An 18,667-nucleotide genomic window follows, 5' to 3' on the forward strand; every position below is an offset into this window, starting at 1 on the left:
TCCCGCACATGTTTTCGAACAGGCGGGACTTCTCATCATTCATTGGTTTTTCTCATTCCGCAAGCAGCTCTACTCAAACAGGCCTATCTTTGTTGAGTAGATGTCTGTTTGCGGATATTCCCACAAAATACTTGCGTAATGCAGTCGATATAGAGGTGACTCGGTTTGAAACAAAGAGTAGTAATTACCGGAATGGGCGTAATGACATCGCTCGGAAAAGATTTGGAAACGTTCTGGGGCAGTTTAATGGCAGGAAAGTCCGGAATTTCTCAGATTGAGGCGTTTGATGTTAGTGAATACACGACACAGATTGCAGCCGAAATCAAGGATTTCAACCCGGAAGAATATATGGATCGCAAGGATGCTCGCAAAATGGACCGTTTTGTACAGTTCGCTGTGGCAGCCGGCTTCAAAGCCGTTGAAGACAGTGGTCTGAAAATTAACGAGAATATTGATGCAGAGCGTTTCGGTGTATCCATCGGATCAGGTATTGGTGGATTGGGTACGTGGGAGGACCAACATAATGCATTATTGCAAAAAGGTCCAAAACGGGTAAGCCCATTCTTTATTCCCATGATGATCTCCAACATGGCTTCAGGCCAAATGTCTATTTCCCTTGGTGCCAAAGGTCCTAACATTAACGTTGTTACCGCTTGTGCAACAGGTACACACTCCATCGGAGATTCCTTCAAGCTGATTGCCAATGGTGATGCAGATGCCATGATCTGTGGTGGTGCGGAAGCAACAATCAGACCAACGGGTCTTGCAGGGTTCTGTGCGATGCGCGCAATGTCTACACGTAATGATGATCCTGCGAAGTCAAGCCGTCCTTTTGATACAGAACGTGATGGTTTTGTTATGGGCGAAGGCGCTGGTGTTATGATTCTGGAATCCCTGGAGCATGCTCAAAAACGTGGTGCACGCATTTATGGTGAAGTGATCGGTTACGGTCTGACAGGCGATGCACATCACATGACAGAACCAGATCCGGACGGAGCAGCACGTTGCATGAAGATGGCACTTCGTAATGCGGGCATTGAGCCTGAAGAAGTGGACTACATTAATGCACACGGAACTTCGACGCCTGTAGGCGACAGATCCGAAACGCTTGCGATCAAAAAGGCGTTTGGTGATCATGCGTACAAGCTCGCCGTGAGTTCCACTAAATCCATGACGGGCCACATGCTTGGCGCTGCTGGTGGTGTAGAAGCGGTTATCTGCGGATTGTCACTGACACATCAGACACTGGCTCCAACGATTAACCTGGAAAATCAGGACCCGGAATGTGATCTGGATTATGTACCAAATGTTCCACGTCAAACCAAAGTTAATATTGCCATGTCCAATTCATTTGGATTCGGCGGTCACAATGCCACCATTATTCTCAAAAAATTTGAAGCATAAGGGGCTAGTTCGTTTGAGTGAAGATCTGAAGCAGTTACAACATAAACTTCAAATCAAATTTGACAACAGGCAGCTTTTAAAACAAGCGTTTACCCATGCTTCTTATGTAAACGAACACCGCTTCAGTCAGCATCAGGACAACGAGCGTCTGGAGTTTCTGGGCGATGCCGTGCTGGAACTGACTGTATCGGAGTACTTGTATCATTTGTATCCTAACCGTCCGGAAGGTGAATTAACTAAGCTGCGGGCATCCATTGTCTGTGAGCCTTCCCTCGTCAAATTTGCTGAAGTGTTGGGTTTTGGGCAGTATGTACTTCTTGGTAAAGGTGAGGAACTAACTGGAGGACGGACACGGCCGGCTCTGCTGGCGGATGTGTTTGAATCTTTCATTGGTGCATTGTATCTGGATCAGGGGCTTGCGCCTGTTCGGACATTTCTTGATCAGCATGTCTTCCCATTAATCGTATTGGGCAGCAAGCTGCAAATGAGTGATTACAAAACGGAACTGCAGGAACTTACTCAGCATCACAATATGGGAGCTTTGGAATACCGTATCGTTGAGGAACGGGGACCTGCCCATGAACGTGAGTTTGTCTCGGAGGTCCATATGGGTCAAGAAAGGCTTGGCAGAGGTACAGGACGTTCCAAAAAGGAAGCGGAACAACAGGCTGCATCTGCAGCACTTGATCGACTGAAGCTTCCGGAAGCCGGAGCTTAACCGATAGCGCATAGACAAACGAAGAGCAAAGAGCAGCCCGCGGGTCCGCCCCGGCGGAAGTAATCGGCCGGACTGCTTTTTGCTCTTTTTTTTGTAAAGAGGTTCAGGAGAAGGTTCCTGATCGTTAACTAAATAAGTGAACTTTATTTTGGTTCAATTTATTTAGGCGCTGGAATGCAATACTTGAAATTTGCAAGAGGAGGTGACGAGAAACCCTATGTTTTTAAAACGGATTGAATTGGGTGGATTCAAGTCATTCGCCGACAAAACGGAGATGGAGTTCGTTCGTGGCATTACGGCTGTTGTAGGTCCGAACGGAAGTGGAAAGAGTAATATATCGGACGGAATTCGCTGGGTTCTGGGGGAACAAAGTGCTAAGTCGCTGCGTGGTGGCAAAATGGAAGATATCATCTTTGCAGGTAGTGACGCACGGAAAGCCGTTAATTTCGGTGAGGTGTCGCTTACACTTGATAACGAGGATCACGCACTTGCATTGGATTTTGGTGAGGTGACGGTGACTCGTCGTGTACATCGTAGCGGAGATAGTGAATATTTTATTAACAAACAATCTTGTCGTTTGAAGGATATCACGGAGTTGTTTATGGATACCGGCATCGGTAAGGAGGCCTACTCGATTATTGGACAGGGGCGAATCGAAGAGATTCTGAGTACCCGTTCAGAGGATCGCAGAGGTATCTTTGAAGAAGCTTCAGGTATCGTTAAATATAAATCCCGCAAGCGGGATGCGACGCGCAAACTGGATGAGACAGAGCAAAATTTGCTGCGTATTCATGATCTGGTGACTGAACTGGAAGATCAGATTGGCCCGCTAAAGGAACAATCGGAGAAAGCGATCCACTATAAGGAACTTCGTTCTCAGCTCAAATCGCAGGAAATTTCCATGTATGTGTACCAGATCGAACAGATTCATGCGTCCTGGAGTAAGGCAAATGAGCGCCTGCAATCGCTAAAACAGGAAGAGGTTGGACTGGCGGCGATTGTCTCTACGCATGATGCCAAGCTGGAAAATGATCGGAATGCGCTGCGTATCCTGGAAACAGAGACAGAGCAACTGCAAGCCGCTTTATTGCAATTCAGTGAAGCGACAGAGAAAAGTGAAGGACTTGGAGAATTGCTCAAGGAGCGCTCGCACCATCTGCAAACAAATCAGGAACAGCTCAAAGTAACGCTTGCCGCCAGTGAAGAGAGACATCGCGAACGGGAAACCGAGCTGCTTGCACTGCGTGAGAAGTTTGGCAAGCTTGAGCATGAACTGAATGATGTGAGAAATCAGCTGTCTCAGGAAGAAGCCAAACTCATCGGTGTCACAGGTGGCATTAGTCAGCAGCAAGAGGAAAGCCTCAAAGGCAATTTGCTGGAACTGATGAATCAGATGGCTCAGACACGCAATGAAATTCGTTATGTGGATCAGCAGAAAGAAACGCTGGAGCGCAGAATGAATCGCGCGGCTGAAGAATCAGGCAAATGGGAAGAGCAGAAAGAGACACTGGAGAGTCGCAAAACGGACATTGAGAAAAAAGTTGTTCGCTTGGGCAAAGAAATCAGCGATCTACGTGGTGGTTACATTACGGAAAGTGAACGACTTCAGTCGCTGCAGAAGCTGCTCGAAGAAAGTCGGGGTACGGTCCGTAAATGGGAACAGAAGCGTGAAGCTCAAGTTTCCCGCCGCGATACGATGAAAGAGATGCAGGATGATTTTGACGGATTCATGCTGGGTGTCAAGGAGGTTCTCAAGGCTTCACGTAAAGGTACGCTGAGCGGTGTTCATGGAGCTGTGGCTGAACTCGTAAAAGTTCCCGAGAAGATCGAACTTGCGGTAGAAACAGCAATGGGAGCATCCTTGCAGCATGTGGTCATGGAAAATGAATCAGTTTCCAGACAGGCAATTGCTTTTCTGAAGCAACGCCAGTTGGGGCGTGCAACGTTCCTGCCTCTGGATGTCATTCGTCCTCGTGCCATTGGAGCGGCTGAACGTTCTATGATTGAAGGTATGGAGGGTTTTGTGGGGATCGGTGCTGATCTTGTACAATTCGAATCCAAATATGCTTCAATCATTGGCAGCTTGCTCGGTAATGTTATTATTGCCGAAACGTTGGAGGTCGCCAATAAAATTGCGGCTCGCTGTCAGTATCGTTTCCGGGTTGTGACGCTTGAAGGTGACGTGGTCAATGCGGGTGGTTCCATGACAGGTGGTAGCCAGCACAAGAAAAATGTGAGTCTGCTCAGCCGGAAACGGCAGCTGGACCAGCTCGACCAGGATATTTTGGATACGGAAAATCAAATCGTGAAACTGCATCGCAGTGTGGATGATGTAAAAGTTCAACTGGAACAGTGTCAGGACAAACTGGATGAACTTCGTCAGTCCGGTGATGATACCCGAAATGCAGAACAGCAGGCTTCGATGGAAATGAAACAGGTAGAGCATGAGCTTCGCCATGTGCTTGAACAGGTTGCCGTTGCCGGGCAGGAGAAGAGTGGCTTTACCGAAGAGATCAAAGAGCTGGATACGGCTCGGATCGTCGCTGTGAAGAAGCTGGAGCAGCTTGAAGAGGAAGAAAAAGCGACTCATCGTGCCATTCATGCAGCCGAGTTTGCTCGGAAAGCCAATGAATCTGCGAAGGAAGAATTGCAGAGCCAACTCACCGAATTGAAAGTGCGTGAAGGCAAGCTGGATCAGGAGCGATTCTCCAATGGAGAACAATTGCGACGTCTGGAGCGGGAAGTAGAGTCGCTGGTGAAAGATCTTCGTCAGAATCGCACGTTGCTGGCTTCGATGGAAGCAGATCTCAAGAAAACACAGACCGAGAGTGTTAAACAGATTGAAGATCTGAACCAGTATAAGCTGAAAAAAGCGGAAGCTTCTCAGGATCTGGACTTCAAACGTGCTGCCCGAAGTGAGTTGTCGAAAAAGCTTGAGCTTGCCGAGAGCGAAACGAAGGAACAGCGCACGCAGTTAAAAGCTGTGGAAGAACAGATGCGACAGACGGAAATTTCCGTGAACCGGTTGGATGTTGAGCTGGAAAATATACTGCGAAAGCTGACGGATGAATACGAACTGGGCTATGAACTGGCCAAAGAGCGTTATCCTGTACCGGAAGACGTGGAGCATACACAGGCAGAGGTACAGAAGCTGAAGCGCAGTATATCCGCCCTGGGTGATGTGAACCTGGGAGCGATTGAGGAGTTCCAGCGAGTCAATGAGCGATACGAGTTCCTGAGTGAACAGAAGAATGACCTGGTGGAAGCTAAAACAACGTTGTATCAGGTTATTCGGGAAATGGAAGACGAGATGGCGAAGCGATTCAAGATTACGTTTGATGCCATCCGCCGTGAGTTCGGTACCGTGTTTAGCAAGCTGTTTGGCGGGGGACGTGCTGACCTTGTTCTGATGGACCCGGAGCGCTTGCTTGAAACGGGAATAGATATCGTGGCTCAGCCACCAGGCAAGAAACTGCAAAACCTGCAACTGTTATCCGGTGGGGAACGGGCTTTGACGGCGATGGCTTTATTATTTGCTATTCTGCATGTCAAACCGGTACCATTCTGCGTGCTGGATGAAGTTGAGGCAGCGCTGGACGAAGCTAACGTGGTACGTTTTGCCCAGTACTTGCGTGAATTCTCCGAACAGACACAGTTTATCGTTGTTACCCATCGTAAAGGTACGATGGAAGAGGCAGATGTGCTGTACGGTGTTACAATGGAAGAGGGCGGTGTATCCAAGCTCGTTTCGGTTAAACTGGAAGATGAGGAAGCAGTAATTGCCTGATCTGATCCAAACCTGCGAGACAAACGAACTCATTGTAATCATTGAAAATCATTCAGATTGAGCATTTTTGCAAAACCGCTTAGATTATGTACACGATGGAGGGGCTTTATGAGTTTTTTTAAAAAGCTTAGAGACAGCATTGCAAGCAAAACGGAGTCGGTCACCAAACAGTTTAAGGATGGATTGGAAAAGACACGTAAAGGGTTAGTGGAAAAAGTGTCGGATCTCGTAATCCGTCGCAAAAAAATCGATGAAGAGTTCTATGAAGAACTGGAAGAGATTTTGATCGGAGCAGACGTTGGTGTGAATACAGTCATGAATCTGATCGAAGACCTGCGCGTTGAGGTGAAAAAACGCAAAATTGAGGATGCGGCTGAGCTGCAGCCTGTATTGTCCGAGAAACTGACGGGTCTTCTTCGCGGTGAACAGAATAACGAATTGAAAATGAACCCGGATGGCATTACCGTCATTTTGTTTGTTGGTGTTAACGGTGTTGGTAAAACAACAACGATTGGCAAGCTGGCACATCGATTTAAACAACAAGGTAAAAAAGTCATCATGGCAGCTGGAGATACGTTCCGTGCCGGAGCCATTGAACAGCTGGAAGTATGGGGGCAACGTGCCGGTGTCGATGTGATCAAACAGCAATCTGGTTCTGATCCAGCAGCGGTTATGTATGATGCGGTACAAGCAGCGAAACAACGGGGTGCGGATGTTCTGCTCTGTGATACAGCAGGTCGTCTGCAAAACAAATCTAACCTGATGGACGAGCTTAACAAGATCTATCGTGTTATTCAGCGTGAAATTCCGGATGCTCCGCATGAAGTACTGATGGTACTGGATGCAACAACAGGTCAAAATGCTTTAAACCAGGCTAAACTTTTCGGTGAGAAAAGCGGTGTAACTGGCCTCGTACTGACGAAACTGGATGGAACAGCCAAAGGGGGGATCGTTGTTGCGATCCGTCAGGAGCTGGACTTGCCTGTGAAGCTCGTAGGACTGGGTGAGAAAATTGATGATCTGCAGCCGTTTGATTCGGAGCAATTTGTGCATGCCTTGTTCGCCGGATTGATCCAAGAACAGCCAGCGGAAAGTGCTGAAGAAGAGGAAGCTAATTCCTAGAATCATTAATAATAGAATGAATTAATAATGTTAACCGTATTGCCAGTGATATACGTGATAAGTGTCACGTGTAATGTCACTGGCAATACGTGTATAATGGAGGAATAAAGCAGGCAATGTTAAAGGGTTAGAAAGGACGGTTGAAAATGGCCAATACGTATACCTATTCTCGCCGTGAAGAAGTCGCCAATGCGGTGACACATGGAATCGGCGCTGCACTCAGTGTAGCTGCACTGGTGATATTGATTGTATTTTCAAGTATGAAAGGCACGGCTTGGCATGTGGTCAGTTTCACGATCTACGGAATCACCATGCTGTTGCTCTATACAAGTTCTACACTCGTGCATGCATGGAAAGATGGAAAAGTGAAAGATTTATTTGAGATTTTCGACCATTCTTCCATTTATTTATTTATTGCGGGATCGTACACTCCGCTTTTGTTTATTGCTGTTCGCGGTACACTTGGATGGACCCTGTTTGGCATAATCTGGGGTATCGCATTATTCGGCGTGATCTTTAAGGCATTTTTTACGAAAAAGTTTCTATTCATGTCCACGATTTTCTATATTGCGATGGGCTGGCTGATCGTTATTGCCTGGCAACCTCTTATGGCGGCCATTCCTACAGGCGGCATTGTGTTGCTGGTTGCTGGAGGCCTGATGTATACACTTGGTACGCTCTTTTATGTATGGCGTGGATTTCCGTACCACCATGCGATTTGGCATCTCTTTGTGTTAGCAGGCAGTATTCTTCATTTCTTTATGGTACTGCTGTACCTGACACCACTTCGTTAGAACACCATAGACGGATGCATCTCCACGGACTGAGACGCATTCGTTTTTTCTTCTACATAGAGGTGGGTCGCAGGGACACAGATAGAATTTGCTTGTAGTGAAGAAGGGCATAAACCACCCGTTAAACATCGAAATAACGTATCATCAGAGCTGTTTTTATTGTGACAAGTATTTTTGCTTGACAACCTGATTTGTTTTAGGTATTATTAGGAACGTTGCAAGAGTGTAAAGTGTTTTTCCTTGACGAAGGGAGTGCCCCGATGTGAGTCAAGAAAATCGGCTTGAGAAGACAAACCGGATTAACTTGCTGTTTGCTTTTTATGAATTGTTACTTACCGAGAAACAGCAGACTTTTCTAAAGTATTACTTTCATGACGATTTCTCACTTGGTGAAATTGCAGCCGAGTTTGAGATCAGCCGCCAGGCGGTATACGAGCATATCAAGCGTGCCGAACAAGTGCTGGAAAATTACGAAAGCAAGCTGGGCTTGCTGGAAAAGCATGAACGGCGTAATCGCAATCTTGAAGATTTGCAAAATGCATTGGAACGCGCAGGCGTCTCCATTGATAACAACAAACAAATACACGATATCGTTGCTCAGCTTAGTGAATGAAATATTGGCTGAGCGGAACGTATCGGTCTTGCAAACAGTATTAAAGCTTAAGGAGGTGGGATCATGGCATTTGAAGGATTAACGACCCGATTACAGAATGTGTTCAGCAAGCTGCGCGGCAAAGGCAAGGTGTCTGATGAAGATGTAGCCGAGGCTATGCGCGAGGTACGTCTGGCATTGCTCGAAGCGGATGTAAACTTCAAAGTGGTCAAGGAATTCATCGCCAAGGTGAAAGAGAAGGCTGTTGGCAAAGAAGTGATGGAGAGCTTCACGCCAGGAATGGTCATCATCGACATCGTTAACAAGGAACTAACGGATTTGATGGGTGGAAGCCAAGCGAAACTGGCTAAAGCGAACAAACCGCCTACGGTGCTGATGATGGTTGGTTTGCAGGGTGCTGGTAAAACAACCACATCGGGTAAACTGGCTAAAATGCTGCAAAAGCAAAACAGCAGACCATTGCTTGTTGCAGGAGATATTTATCGTCCCGCAGCGATCAAACAGTTGCAAGTACTTGGCGAGCAGATCAAAGCGCCGGTATTCACACTGGGAGATCAGACAAGCCCTGTTGAGATCGCACGTCAAGGTCTTCAACATGCGAAGGATAACGGTAATGACTATGTTATTATCGATACAGCTGGACGTCTGCATGTTGATGAAGAACTGATGGAAGAACTTCGCCAGATTCACAGCGTAGTGAATCCGGATGAAGTACTGCTTGTTGTAGACAGCATGACAGGTCAGGATGCGGTTAACGTAGCAGAACACTTTAACCAGCAGCTTAATCTGACCGGGGTTGTCCTGACAAAGCTGGATGGAGATACTCGTGGTGGTGCTGCGCTTTCCGTCAAAGCAGTTACGGGTTGTCCAATCAAGTTTGCTTCCCTTGGAGAGAAACTTGACGCTTTGGAGCCGTTCCACCCGGAACGTATGGCTTCACGGATCCTCGGTATGGGTGATATGTTATCTCTGATTGAGAAAGCACAATTAAACATTGATACCGATAAAGCCAAGGAAATGGAACGGAAGATGCGTAATGCAGAATTCACGTTTGAAGATTTCCTGGAGCAGATGGATCAAGTGAAAAAGCTGGGACCAATCGATCAGATCATGGATATGATCCCCGGCATGGGCAAGATGAAACAAGCCAAGGATCTGAAGGTTGATGATAAACAGATGGGCCGGATCGAAGCGATCGTTTACTCAATGACGACCGAAGAGAAACGTAACCCGGACATGATCAACCATAGCCGCCGGAAGCGTATTGCTACCGGAAGCGGAACATCTCTGGCTGAAGTAAATCGTCTGATCAAGCAATTTGATGAGATGCGCCGCATGATGAAACAGTTCTCGGATATGATGGGACCTAAAGGCGGCGGTAAAAATAAAGCGATGAAGCAGCTTAAAGGTATGGGTAAAGGAATGAAGTTTCCTTTCCGTTGATTTAAGCGAAGCTGGATCATATACAGATTTCATTGAAGGAGGTGAATTTTCAAATGGCAGTTCGTATTCGTCTGAAACGTATGGGTGCTCACAAAGCTCCTTTCTACCGCGTAGTGGTATCGGATTCCCGTTCCCCACGTGACGGTCGTTTTATCGAGGAGATCGGTTACTACAACCCGGTTGAACAACCGGCTGTTGTTAAGATCGATGAAGATAAAGCATTGGCATGGCTTCAAAACGGTGCACAAGCATCTGACACTGTCCGCAACTTGCTTAGCAAAGCGGGCGTGATGAAGAAGTTCCACGAGTCTAAATTATCTAAATAAAGTGCTGATTCGGAGGGTCATCTATGGAAGAATTAGTAAGCATAATTGCTAAGGCTTTAGTCGATCATCCGGAAGATGTGACGGTTCGGACGGTTGAGAAAGACCGGCTTGTCGTTTATGAGTTAACTGTTCATCCTGACGATGTCGGGAAGGTAATTGGTAAACAAGGACGAATCGCGAAATCACTTCGTACGGTCGTCACATCAGCAGCAGTTAAGATGGATAAACGGGTTACCGTTGATATCATATCTTAAAGATATACGAAAGGGGGTTAGGATGCATGTCCTAGCCCCTTTTCGTGCATGCTGAACTTAATATGTTGAATTAGATATTGAATTAAAATATTTTGGGTATGAGTGACTTCGGAGCAGTGCAGGGGACGGGATCGATTCTGGAGAAGCGTCAGCGTTCGCCTTTATCACCTCATTTTCACCTTTTAAAGTAAGTTCGAAAAATGAGGGGGTAACAGCGATCGAAAGAACGAACCGTCGCCGGAACGACCGTACGAGAGTCGAAGTAGCTGTTTAGTTTGATTTAATTTCGTAGGAGGAACGTATGGCAGAGTTTATGAATGTAGGTAAAATCGTTAATACGCATGGAATTCGCGGTGAGGTGAGAATCATGCCTATAACCGATTTCCCGGAAGTGCGTTTCGCGAAAAATGCAGAGTTGTTTTTCTTTACACCAGATAATCATCCAGTCATGGTTAACGTGGAATCTGCACGTTTGCATAAAAATATGTATATTCTTCGTCTGAAAGAGTATGGCAATATTAATGAAGTAGAGAAGTTTAAAGGCGGTATGGCCAAAGTGTTAAAAGAGAACCTCGCTGAGCTGGAGGAAGGTGAATACTACTTCCATCAAATCGTTGGGTGTTCGGTTATCACCGAAGAGGGTGAAACGCTTGGAACTATCTCTGAAATTTTGACTCCGGGTGCCAATGATGTATGGGTTGTCAAAACGCCAGCAGGTAAAGAAGTGCTGATTCCCGTTATTGATGATGTAGTACTTGATGTGGACATCGAACAGCAGCAAGTGAAGATTCACCTGATGGAAGGGCTGCTGTAACATGAAAGTGGATGTATTAACACTATTCCCGGAGATGTTTGATGGCGTATTCGGAGCAAGCATTCTGGGTAAAGCCCAAACGAAGGGGCTGGTGTCCCTCGGTGCAACCAACTTCCGTAATTATGCCACAAATAAACATAATACGGTCGATGATGCTCCTTACGGTGGGGGTGGAGGCATGGTGCTAAAACCAGATCCGATCTTTGCTGCTGTTGAAGATGTACTGGAGCAACGCGGAGAAGCCGCGGCAACCATGAAAGCTCCACGTATCATTTTAATGTGTCCGCAAGGTGAGACGTTTACACAGAAAAAAGCAGAAGAACTTGTACAGGAAGATCATCTGATTTTTATATGTGGACATTATGAAGGTTACGATGAGCGAATTCGCGAATTTCTCGTGACGGATGAACTATCCATTGGTGATTACGTGCTCACTGGTGGGGAATTGCCTGCTATGGTTGCGATCGACAGCATCGTACGTCTTATTCCCGGTGTGCTTGGCAATGAGACAAGTGCTGTGACGGATTCATTCAGTACTGGACTCCTCGAATATCCACACTACACACGTCCACCCGAGTTTAGGGGCATGAAAGTACCGGATATGCTGTTGTCGGGACATCATCTGAACATTGAGGCATGGCGTAGAGAACAGTCGTTGCTTCGTACGCTGGAGCGCAGACCGGAGATGTTGGAAACGGCTGATTTGACGGATAAAGAACGTATTTGGTTGAAAAAGATACGCTCAAACCGTAAACATAACACAGAGTAAGTACAAGTATCGTATAAACACGTAAATATATCTTTTTATAGAGTTTGAAAAAGCCAACCTTGATACCAAAGGTTGGCTTTTCTTATGTGTTTTGTAAAGAAAGCTGGATATTAAATGGGTTATTCTATAAAATGGAGGTATATTTTAAAACTCAGTTTCACTAAATGAAACCAAAGGCGGTGTATGAATGACTTACAATATTATTGGTCTTGATCATATTCAGCTCGCAGCACCTGAATCTTGTGAAGCGGAGGCACGTCATTTTTTCCATAAAGTACTGGGCTGGACGGAGATTCCCAAACCTGAAATTCTGAGAAAACGGGGTGGTGTATGGTTCGAGTGTGGTAGACACCAAGTGCATATTGGCGTACAAAAAGATTTTATTCCCGCCACAAAAGCTCATCCGGCTTTTCATGTACAACATTTGGATCAGTTGCGTGATCATCTCATTCATAACCAAATTCATATTGTCGATGACGAAGCAAGGGCAGATGAAGGTGTAAGACGTTTCTATATAAATGATCCTTTTGGCAATCGTCTTGAGTTTTTAGAGTGGGCTTAAAATCATTCGTTTAAATCGTTTAATTACGTAGGCACTTTTTTGCAGCTTTGAACATTTTTGCATGACCACATAATAGGGTTGTAAAAAACAGGGGTTTTCTTTATGGTGAACTCAGCTGGATTTGAATAACAACGATAAGCTGAGGAGGAAGATGATGAGCATTCAGCCTTATGAAATCGCCAGACTAAATATTAGCCAAGCCGGAGAACGCTGCAAAATGCTTTTGGGAGATCTAAACGGGGATAGCAGACTTGAAATGTTGCTGGTACAGGCAGATGGGGGTATAGACGATCGGTACGTCCCGCATCAGGTATGTTGTTTGACTGCATTTGATCTGGAAGGAACATTACTATGGCAGGTCGGAACTGCTGATCCCGATGCAGGGGGTCCGGGTTCAGACTATCCCGCTCAGGTAGCAGATTGGGATGGAGATGGAAATAATGAAGTATTGTGTGTCATGGACAAACAATTTCTGGTGTTGGATGGCCGGACCGGAGAGATTAAAGAAACACGTGATCTGCCAGGTGATGAAGCACATGACTGCATTATTCTCACCAACCTGACGGGTAACCAGCAGAAAATGGACATTATACTGAAAGACCGCTATAAGACGTTATGGGCACTCGACCATGATTTTAATTTGTTATGGAAGCATGAAGGGAATCCGGGACATTTTCCATGGGTATATGACATCGATGGAGATGGGAAAGATGAAGTGATGGCCGGATATGACATGCTGGATCATGATGGGACGTTGTTATGGTCTTGTCATAATCTCGATGATCATGCTGACTGTATATGGTTTAGCGACGTTGATGGTGATGGGGAAGTCGAGATTGTTATCGGTGGCAATGTTACGGTCATGATGGACCGCTATGGTAATGAGAAGTGGCGTTATGAAGATTCGATTGAATCACAGCATATTGCATTAGGCCATTTTTGTACTGGAATGATAGGTTTACAGATTGCAGGTCTGGACCGGATTGTCCGTGGGGATGAGAATGGTAAGGATGGAATGTTCATGCTGGATAGCGCAGGGCAAGAAATATGGAAAGAAAACCGCACGACTCCTGGCTGGTTAACCATTATAGAGCCTGTATGTAACTGGGATGAAGGTGGACTCGATTATATTTTGGCGTATCGTAGAGGTGGAGATGTGTTGCCTTCTTTGGTAGATGGAGATATGAAAACGGTTACTGAATTCCCGAAAGAGGGATATGCGGTACATGCAGACCTGGTTCAGACGGGGAAAGAACAGATCATCATCTATGACGCAGAGGAAGCAGTGATTTATTCCAGCTCTCCGATGACATTATCACTTACCGATGCAAAAAGAGCCAAGCCACAGCTTAAAAGGCTGTATAACTCGACTCTGTATCCGGGCGGTGAAGTTAAAATCTAGGTTTTACTGGTCATTCTCCGATGCAAATGGTTCGTTCTGCGGACTGGATTCGGGTTGAAGCAAGGTCGCCAAATCAGTACCTGTCGTGACCGTCAAGCGAGGCAGCTTCATGGGATGATCTCCTGGATGCACAAATCCAGACTTTACGGTAAAAGCCATGCGATATCCATGTTGCTGTAACTTGTAGATCATCTGTGTGCTGGTATAACCAAAAGGATAGGCCAAATAAGGTGTGTCTATTCCGGTTTGCTTCATATGCTGGATATCATCATCCAGAAGACTGGTGTCCAGACCGACAGGAACACTGTTACCACAGCGCATAAATCCCTTGTGATGCAGGTTATAGGTATGGCTATTGAATTCAAATACGTCAGTTGCTGCCTGCATCTCTGGTTTGGAGATGAAACTGTTAATGGCGGGCTCAAATTCCGAAGGTTGATCTTGAATTTTACTGCCTATGACAAACAGCGAGGCATGAAAATTATATTTCTGAAGCACAGGGTAAGCTAAAGTATAATTGTTCTGGTATCCGTCATCAAAGGTAATTACAATGGACTTCTGTGGCAGGGAAATCTTCCCGCTAACATATTGTTCAAGCTGATTCAATGTAATCGTGCGGTAGCCTTCATCATGCAGGTATTTCATATTTTGCTCAAAATCCTCCAGATTAATGATGGATTTATTATCTGTCTCGTGATTATTCAGTTTGGGCTCTATGTAATGATACATCAGCACAGATTGGTTAGAGAAGTCAGTGTGTGACAGCTCGAATGCTTTGCGTTTGACTATGTCCCAGGATGTGCAGGCTTTGTGTGACAGTGCATTCGTTGGGTGAGTTACGGCATATGAATATAGTGTAATGGAGCATGTGAGCATGGCGAGTAGGGCAAGTGTGATCTTTTCCAATATTTCATAAGTCTTGGGATTCTCCTTTTAAAGTGGTCAATAAGTTATATCATAGACGATATTACTACACTGGAAGTTACAGTATTTTTTCCTGTATCAGGTTGACTTGCAGATGAGAGCGTTGATTCACTTTCCATACGGGAGAATGTATTTTAGAATGAAGTTAACATGTGATGGATGAGTTTCAGAGTGGCAGATTGAACAATAGGCATTTGTTTAATTTCTCTTGTGTTTTGATATGCTGCGTGATACAATAAGTCTGTTATGTGGAATACGGCGGTCCTCTATGGATGATGAAGGAGACAAGGTGATCTCTGGAAGAAGTATGAACGCCTGTATGGAAGGAGGGAGTCATAGATGAATATCGTTCAAGCGATTACACAAGAACAACTTCGCAAGGATCTTCCGAGTTTTCGTCCTGGTGACACTTTGAAAGTGCACGTTAAGGTAATCGAGGGAACTCGCGAGCGTATCCAATTGTTCGAAGGTGTTGTGATTAAACGCCGTGGTGGTGGAATCAGTGAGACTTTTACAGTTCGTAAAATTTCTTACGGTGTAGGTGTGGAAAGAGCTTTCCCGCTTCATTCCCCTAAAATCGATAGAATCGAAGTGGCTCGCCGTGGTAAAGTTCGTCGTGCGAAGCTTTATTATCTTCGTGAACTACGCGGTAAAGCAGCGAGAATTAAAGAAATTCGTTAATATAACGGATACCGGGAAGGGCTTGGAGACAAGCCCTTTTCGTTTTTGTCCGGGAAAAGTTGAACCGGAGGTACACTTCCGAGTAAAATGGTATGGCAACACATGCGGGGAATAGTCCGGGAGGATTGTAAAATCAGTTATTGAAGTGCGTGTTCAAAAGACCGGTTTCAGTACCGACTTTTTGAACAACCTCTTGAAGGCATTTGAATTGTGGATTAAATGTACTGTAATGCTTGGTGTAAGATTACATAACTGATGTGAATGTTTTGTATCCATCCATTGAGTTATTGGAACGATACAGAATGCTGGATGTGTGTACTGCTATAAACATGTACTGTGAAGAGAGGAAGATCTTGAATGGAACAAGAAGTTCAACATGACCGGGGCAATCCTGCCGAAGAGAAAGATAGTCGATCCAAAAAAGCCAAAAATGAAATTGTTGAATGGCTTAAAGCCATTGTTATCGCATTAGTTCTCGTCATTCTCATTCGGTGGTTGCTCTTCAAACCGTTTGTTGTGGACGGTCCGTCCATGCAGCCGAACTTTGAAACGGGTGAACGTGTGATCGTCAACGAAATCTTATATGATATCAGAGAACCGAAGCGCGGTGAAGTTATCGTCTTCCACGTACCATCCGAAGGTCGAGATTTCATTAAACGTGTTATTGCTGTAGAAGGTGATACCGTTGAGGTTCAAGACGATACCGTGATGGTTAACGGTAAAAAGGTTGATGAAACGTATATTCAAGGAGCCATTGATGCAGCTGAAGCAAATGGTGGAACCTATAACGTGAAGGATTTCCCGAATGAACAGTTCCCTGATGGCAAAGTGCCGGCAGGTCATGTGTTTGTCATGGGAGATAACCGTCCAAATAGTACTGACAGCCGTATGATCGGTTATGTTTCGTTAAAAGATATTATTGGTCGTGCAGATGTGATTTTCTGGCCGATCGGTGAGATTAAGTGGATCAACCACTGAAATTGAAGTAAATAATGAGGTGAAGACAAGTTGACGATACAATGGTTTCCAGGTCATATGACTCGAGCCAGACGCCAGATTCAGGATAAGTTAAAGCTCATCGACGTGGTCATCGAACTATTGGATGCCCGTCTGCCTGTCTCCAGCCGTAATCCAATGATTGACGAAATATTGCTGGATAAACCCCGGATGATTTTGTTGAACAAATCGGATTTGGCAGATGCAAAAGTGACGCAAGAATGGATTGAATATTTCAAAAAAGAAGGAATTACCGCTTTTCCTGTAGATGCTTCGACGGGAACCAATGTTAAAGATATTCCCGTGCAGGCCAAGCTTCTTCTTAAAGAAAAAATTGACCGTCAAATTGCTAAAGGGATTAATCCTCGTGCGGTTCGCGGGTTGATCGTAGGGATTCCCAATGTAGGTAAATCAACACTGATTAACCGACTGGCTGGACGGAGTATTGCGTTAACAGGAGATCGTCCTGGTGTGACGAAGGGGCAACAGTGGATCAAGGTAGGCAAAGAAATGGAGTTATTGGATACTCCAGGTATTCTTTGGCCTAAGTTCGAAGATCAAAATGTAGGTTATCGTCTTGCCGTAACTGGTGCGATCAAAGAGGAAATTTTGAATGCAGAGGATATCGCCTTTTTTGGAATCAGTTACCTGATGCGTTATTACTGGGACGCCCTTGAAGAGAGATATGGACTTCAGGAGTTCTCCAAGGATGCAGATGATTCAGACAGTGTTATTGCGATTATGGAACAAGTTGGCCGTATACGTGGTTGCATTGTAAGCGGTGGACGCATTGATCTGGAAAAGGCATCACGAGCATTTCTGCGTGAACTGCGAGCGGGTAAAATGGGACGTTTCTCTATGGAAGCTCCCTATTAAAAAAAATGGACTCTACACGATGAAGATCATTATCTTCATTTGTTCATTTCATATATACAAGTGCCGAAAGAAGCGGCCGTTACCGGATTACCGGGAGCGGTCGTTTTTTGTGTATACAAACGCGGAAGTAGAGCTGGAACATACGTCGAAAACGATAAAATGGAAGAGGATTGAAGAACAGTACGCTTTATGGAATTGGCTGACCTATATATCAGGTGCATCAAAATCGTGCTATGATAAATGGTGGTGCAATTTAAATTAGACGAGGTCTGATATATTCAATTTAAACCATCAAATACCGATAAATGAAGACATCACTATCTTTATATTGTAAATCTCAAGGAAAAGTTTTACTGATAGAGACAGGTTGTACAGAACAAAAGACAGAGGATTTACGTCTATATTATAAAAAGTTATAAGTGATACGTATGCTGAAAAAGCGTGGGTAGAGGAGATGAGCGTTATGGTTGAAAATAATGAAGAGATCGGGTTGAATCTACTGGATACTCCGATTGGACCAAAGAAGAAAAAAGAAGTCAGTGAACCTCGAGATCTGTTGCTCTATGAGCGGGAGTATTGGGACAGTGGATTTGAACGTATTGCTGGTATTGATGAGGTAGGACGGGGCTGTTTGTTTGGGGATGTTGTCGCAGCGGCGGTTATTTTACCGAAGGATCTCATCCTGGAAGGTGTGAATGACTCCAAGAAATTAACGGAGAAAAAACGTGATGCATTATATGACGTCATTATGGAAAAAGCGCTGGCGGTAGGTATCGGGTACGCGGATGCAGAGACGATTGATCGGCTTAATATCAAACAGGCTGCGAGACTTGCGATGAAACGTGCGGTTGAAGCATTGGGAGAAACTCCTGATTATATGCTGGTGGATGCCGAAAAGGTGGATGTGAATGTACCTCAACTGTCCATTATTAAAGGTGATGCTAATAGTCAATCGATCGCAGCGGCATCTATTATTGCCAAGGTAACGCGAGATCGGCTGTGTAAGGAAGAATGGGATACGTTATATCCGGAATATGGTTTGTCGATACATAAAGGATATGCAACAAAAGTTCATCGGGAGCAGATTATGGCATTGGGGGCAACCCCGATGCATCGGCGCAGTTTTCTGGGCAACCTGCTTGGAGAGCAGCAATCTTTGTTTTAACACAGGTTTGAAGAAAG

General features: G+C 45.2%; 18 protein-coding genes. 17 read left to right on the forward strand and 1 reads right to left on the reverse strand.

What is annotated here, in order from left to right:
• Positions 1–165: 165 nt before the first annotated feature.
• The 13 genes from fabF to MHH25_RS11255 all read left to right on the forward strand — a co-directional run bounded on the left by fabF (position 166) and on the right by MHH25_RS11255 (position 14,008).
• Positions 166–1,404, forward strand: a complete 1,239-nt coding sequence (gene fabF / locus MHH25_RS11195) for a beta-ketoacyl-ACP synthase II (protein WP_036609459.1) — start codon at positions 166–168, stop codon at positions 1,402–1,404.
• A gap of 13 nt (positions 1,405–1,417) precedes the next feature.
• The gene (rnc, locus tag MHH25_RS11200) at positions 1,418–2,122 is read left to right on the forward strand and encodes a ribonuclease III (protein WP_036609458.1); all 705 of its coding nucleotides are present in this window, start codon (positions 1,418–1,420) and stop codon (positions 2,120–2,122) included.
• Positions 2,123–2,339: 217 nt separating this feature from the next.
• Positions 2,340–5,909, forward strand: a complete 3,570-nt coding sequence (gene smc / locus MHH25_RS11205) for a chromosome segregation protein SMC (RefSeq protein ID WP_036609457.1) — start codon at positions 2,340–2,342, stop codon at positions 5,907–5,909.
• A gap of 108 nt (positions 5,910–6,017) precedes the next feature.
• Positions 6,018–7,031 carry a signal recognition particle-docking protein FtsY gene (gene ftsY / locus MHH25_RS11210; RefSeq protein WP_036609455.1) on the forward strand — a complete coding sequence of 338 codons (1,014 nt, stop codon included), beginning with the start codon at positions 6,018–6,020 and terminating at the stop codon, positions 7,029–7,031.
• Positions 7,032–7,177: 146 nt separating this feature from the next.
• Positions 7,178–7,825, forward strand: coding sequence for a hemolysin III family protein (locus MHH25_RS11215; protein ID WP_017689222.1), 648 nt, complete (start codon positions 7,178–7,180; stop codon positions 7,823–7,825).
• Positions 7,826–8,087: 262 nt separating this feature from the next.
• Positions 8,088–8,438 (forward strand): YlxM family DNA-binding protein, encoded by a 351-nt coding sequence (gene ylxM / locus MHH25_RS11220; RefSeq protein WP_017689221.1) that lies wholly within the window; start codon positions 8,088–8,090, stop codon positions 8,436–8,438.
• A 63-nt stretch (positions 8,439–8,501) separates the two neighbouring features.
• Positions 8,502–9,881, forward strand: a complete 1,380-nt coding sequence (gene ffh / locus MHH25_RS11225; protein WP_017689220.1) for a signal recognition particle protein — start codon at positions 8,502–8,504, stop codon at positions 9,879–9,881.
• 53 nt (positions 9,882–9,934) lie between these two features.
• Complete coding sequence (rpsP, locus tag MHH25_RS11230; protein ID WP_017689219.1) at positions 9,935–10,207, forward strand: 30S ribosomal protein S16; 273 nt, start codon at positions 9,935–9,937, stop codon at positions 10,205–10,207.
• A gap of 23 nt (positions 10,208–10,230) precedes the next feature.
• Positions 10,231–10,461 (forward strand): KH domain-containing protein, encoded by a 231-nt coding sequence (locus tag MHH25_RS11235; RefSeq protein WP_017689218.1) that lies wholly within the window; start codon positions 10,231–10,233, stop codon positions 10,459–10,461.
• A 301-nt stretch (positions 10,462–10,762) separates the two neighbouring features.
• Positions 10,763–11,275 carry a ribosome maturation factor RimM gene (gene rimM, locus MHH25_RS11240; RefSeq protein WP_036609454.1) on the forward strand — a complete coding sequence of 171 codons (513 nt, stop codon included), beginning with the start codon at positions 10,763–10,765 and terminating at the stop codon, positions 11,273–11,275.
• 1 nt (position 11,276) lies between these two features.
• Positions 11,277–12,044: a tRNA (guanosine(37)-N1)-methyltransferase TrmD gene (gene trmD, locus MHH25_RS11245; RefSeq protein WP_036609453.1), complete on the forward strand. Its 768-nt coding sequence runs from the start codon at positions 11,277–11,279 to the stop codon at positions 12,042–12,044.
• Between the two features lie 187 nt (positions 12,045–12,231).
• Positions 12,232–12,606 (forward strand): VOC family protein, encoded by a 375-nt coding sequence (locus MHH25_RS11250; RefSeq protein WP_036609452.1) that lies wholly within the window; start codon positions 12,232–12,234, stop codon positions 12,604–12,606.
• Positions 12,607–12,760: 154 nt separating this feature from the next.
• Positions 12,761–14,008 (forward strand): hypothetical protein, encoded by a 1,248-nt coding sequence (locus MHH25_RS11255; RefSeq protein ID WP_036609451.1) that lies wholly within the window; start codon positions 12,761–12,763, stop codon positions 14,006–14,008.
• Between the two features lie 3 nt (positions 14,009–14,011).
• Here MHH25_RS11255 and MHH25_RS11260 read toward each other — a convergent pair whose 3' ends face one another.
• Positions 14,012–14,914 (reverse strand): polysaccharide deacetylase family protein, encoded by a 903-nt coding sequence (locus MHH25_RS11260; protein ID WP_235200753.1) that lies wholly within the window; start codon positions 14,912–14,914, stop codon positions 14,012–14,014.
• 357 nt (positions 14,915–15,271) lie between these two features.
• Between MHH25_RS11260 and rplS the strand changes: the two genes are divergently transcribed.
• The 4 genes from rplS to MHH25_RS11280 all read left to right on the forward strand — a co-directional run bounded on the left by rplS (position 15,272) and on the right by MHH25_RS11280 (position 18,650).
• Entirely contained in the window at positions 15,272–15,613 is a 342-nt protein-coding gene (rplS, locus tag MHH25_RS11265) for a 50S ribosomal protein L19 (protein ID WP_017689212.1), read from the forward strand.
• Positions 15,614–15,970: 357 nt separating this feature from the next.
• Positions 15,971–16,591 carry a signal peptidase I gene (gene lepB, locus MHH25_RS11270; RefSeq protein ID WP_036609449.1) on the forward strand — a complete coding sequence of 207 codons (621 nt, stop codon included), beginning with the start codon at positions 15,971–15,973 and terminating at the stop codon, positions 16,589–16,591.
• A 30-nt stretch (positions 16,592–16,621) separates the two neighbouring features.
• Entirely contained in the window at positions 16,622–17,485 is an 864-nt protein-coding gene (gene ylqF / locus MHH25_RS11275; protein ID WP_017689210.1) for a ribosome biogenesis GTPase YlqF, read from the forward strand.
• Between the two features lie 463 nt (positions 17,486–17,948).
• Positions 17,949–18,650 carry a ribonuclease HII gene (locus tag MHH25_RS11280; protein ID WP_081745912.1) on the forward strand — a complete coding sequence of 234 codons (702 nt, stop codon included), beginning with the start codon at positions 17,949–17,951 and terminating at the stop codon, positions 18,648–18,650.
• Positions 18,651–18,667 lie beyond the last annotated feature (17 nt).

Origin of the sequence: Paenibacillus sp. FSL H3-0457 (assembly GCF_037981725.1) — a bacterium.
GTDB classification, from domain to species: domain Bacteria; phylum Bacillota; class Bacilli; order Paenibacillales; family Paenibacillaceae; genus Paenibacillus; species Paenibacillus amylolyticus.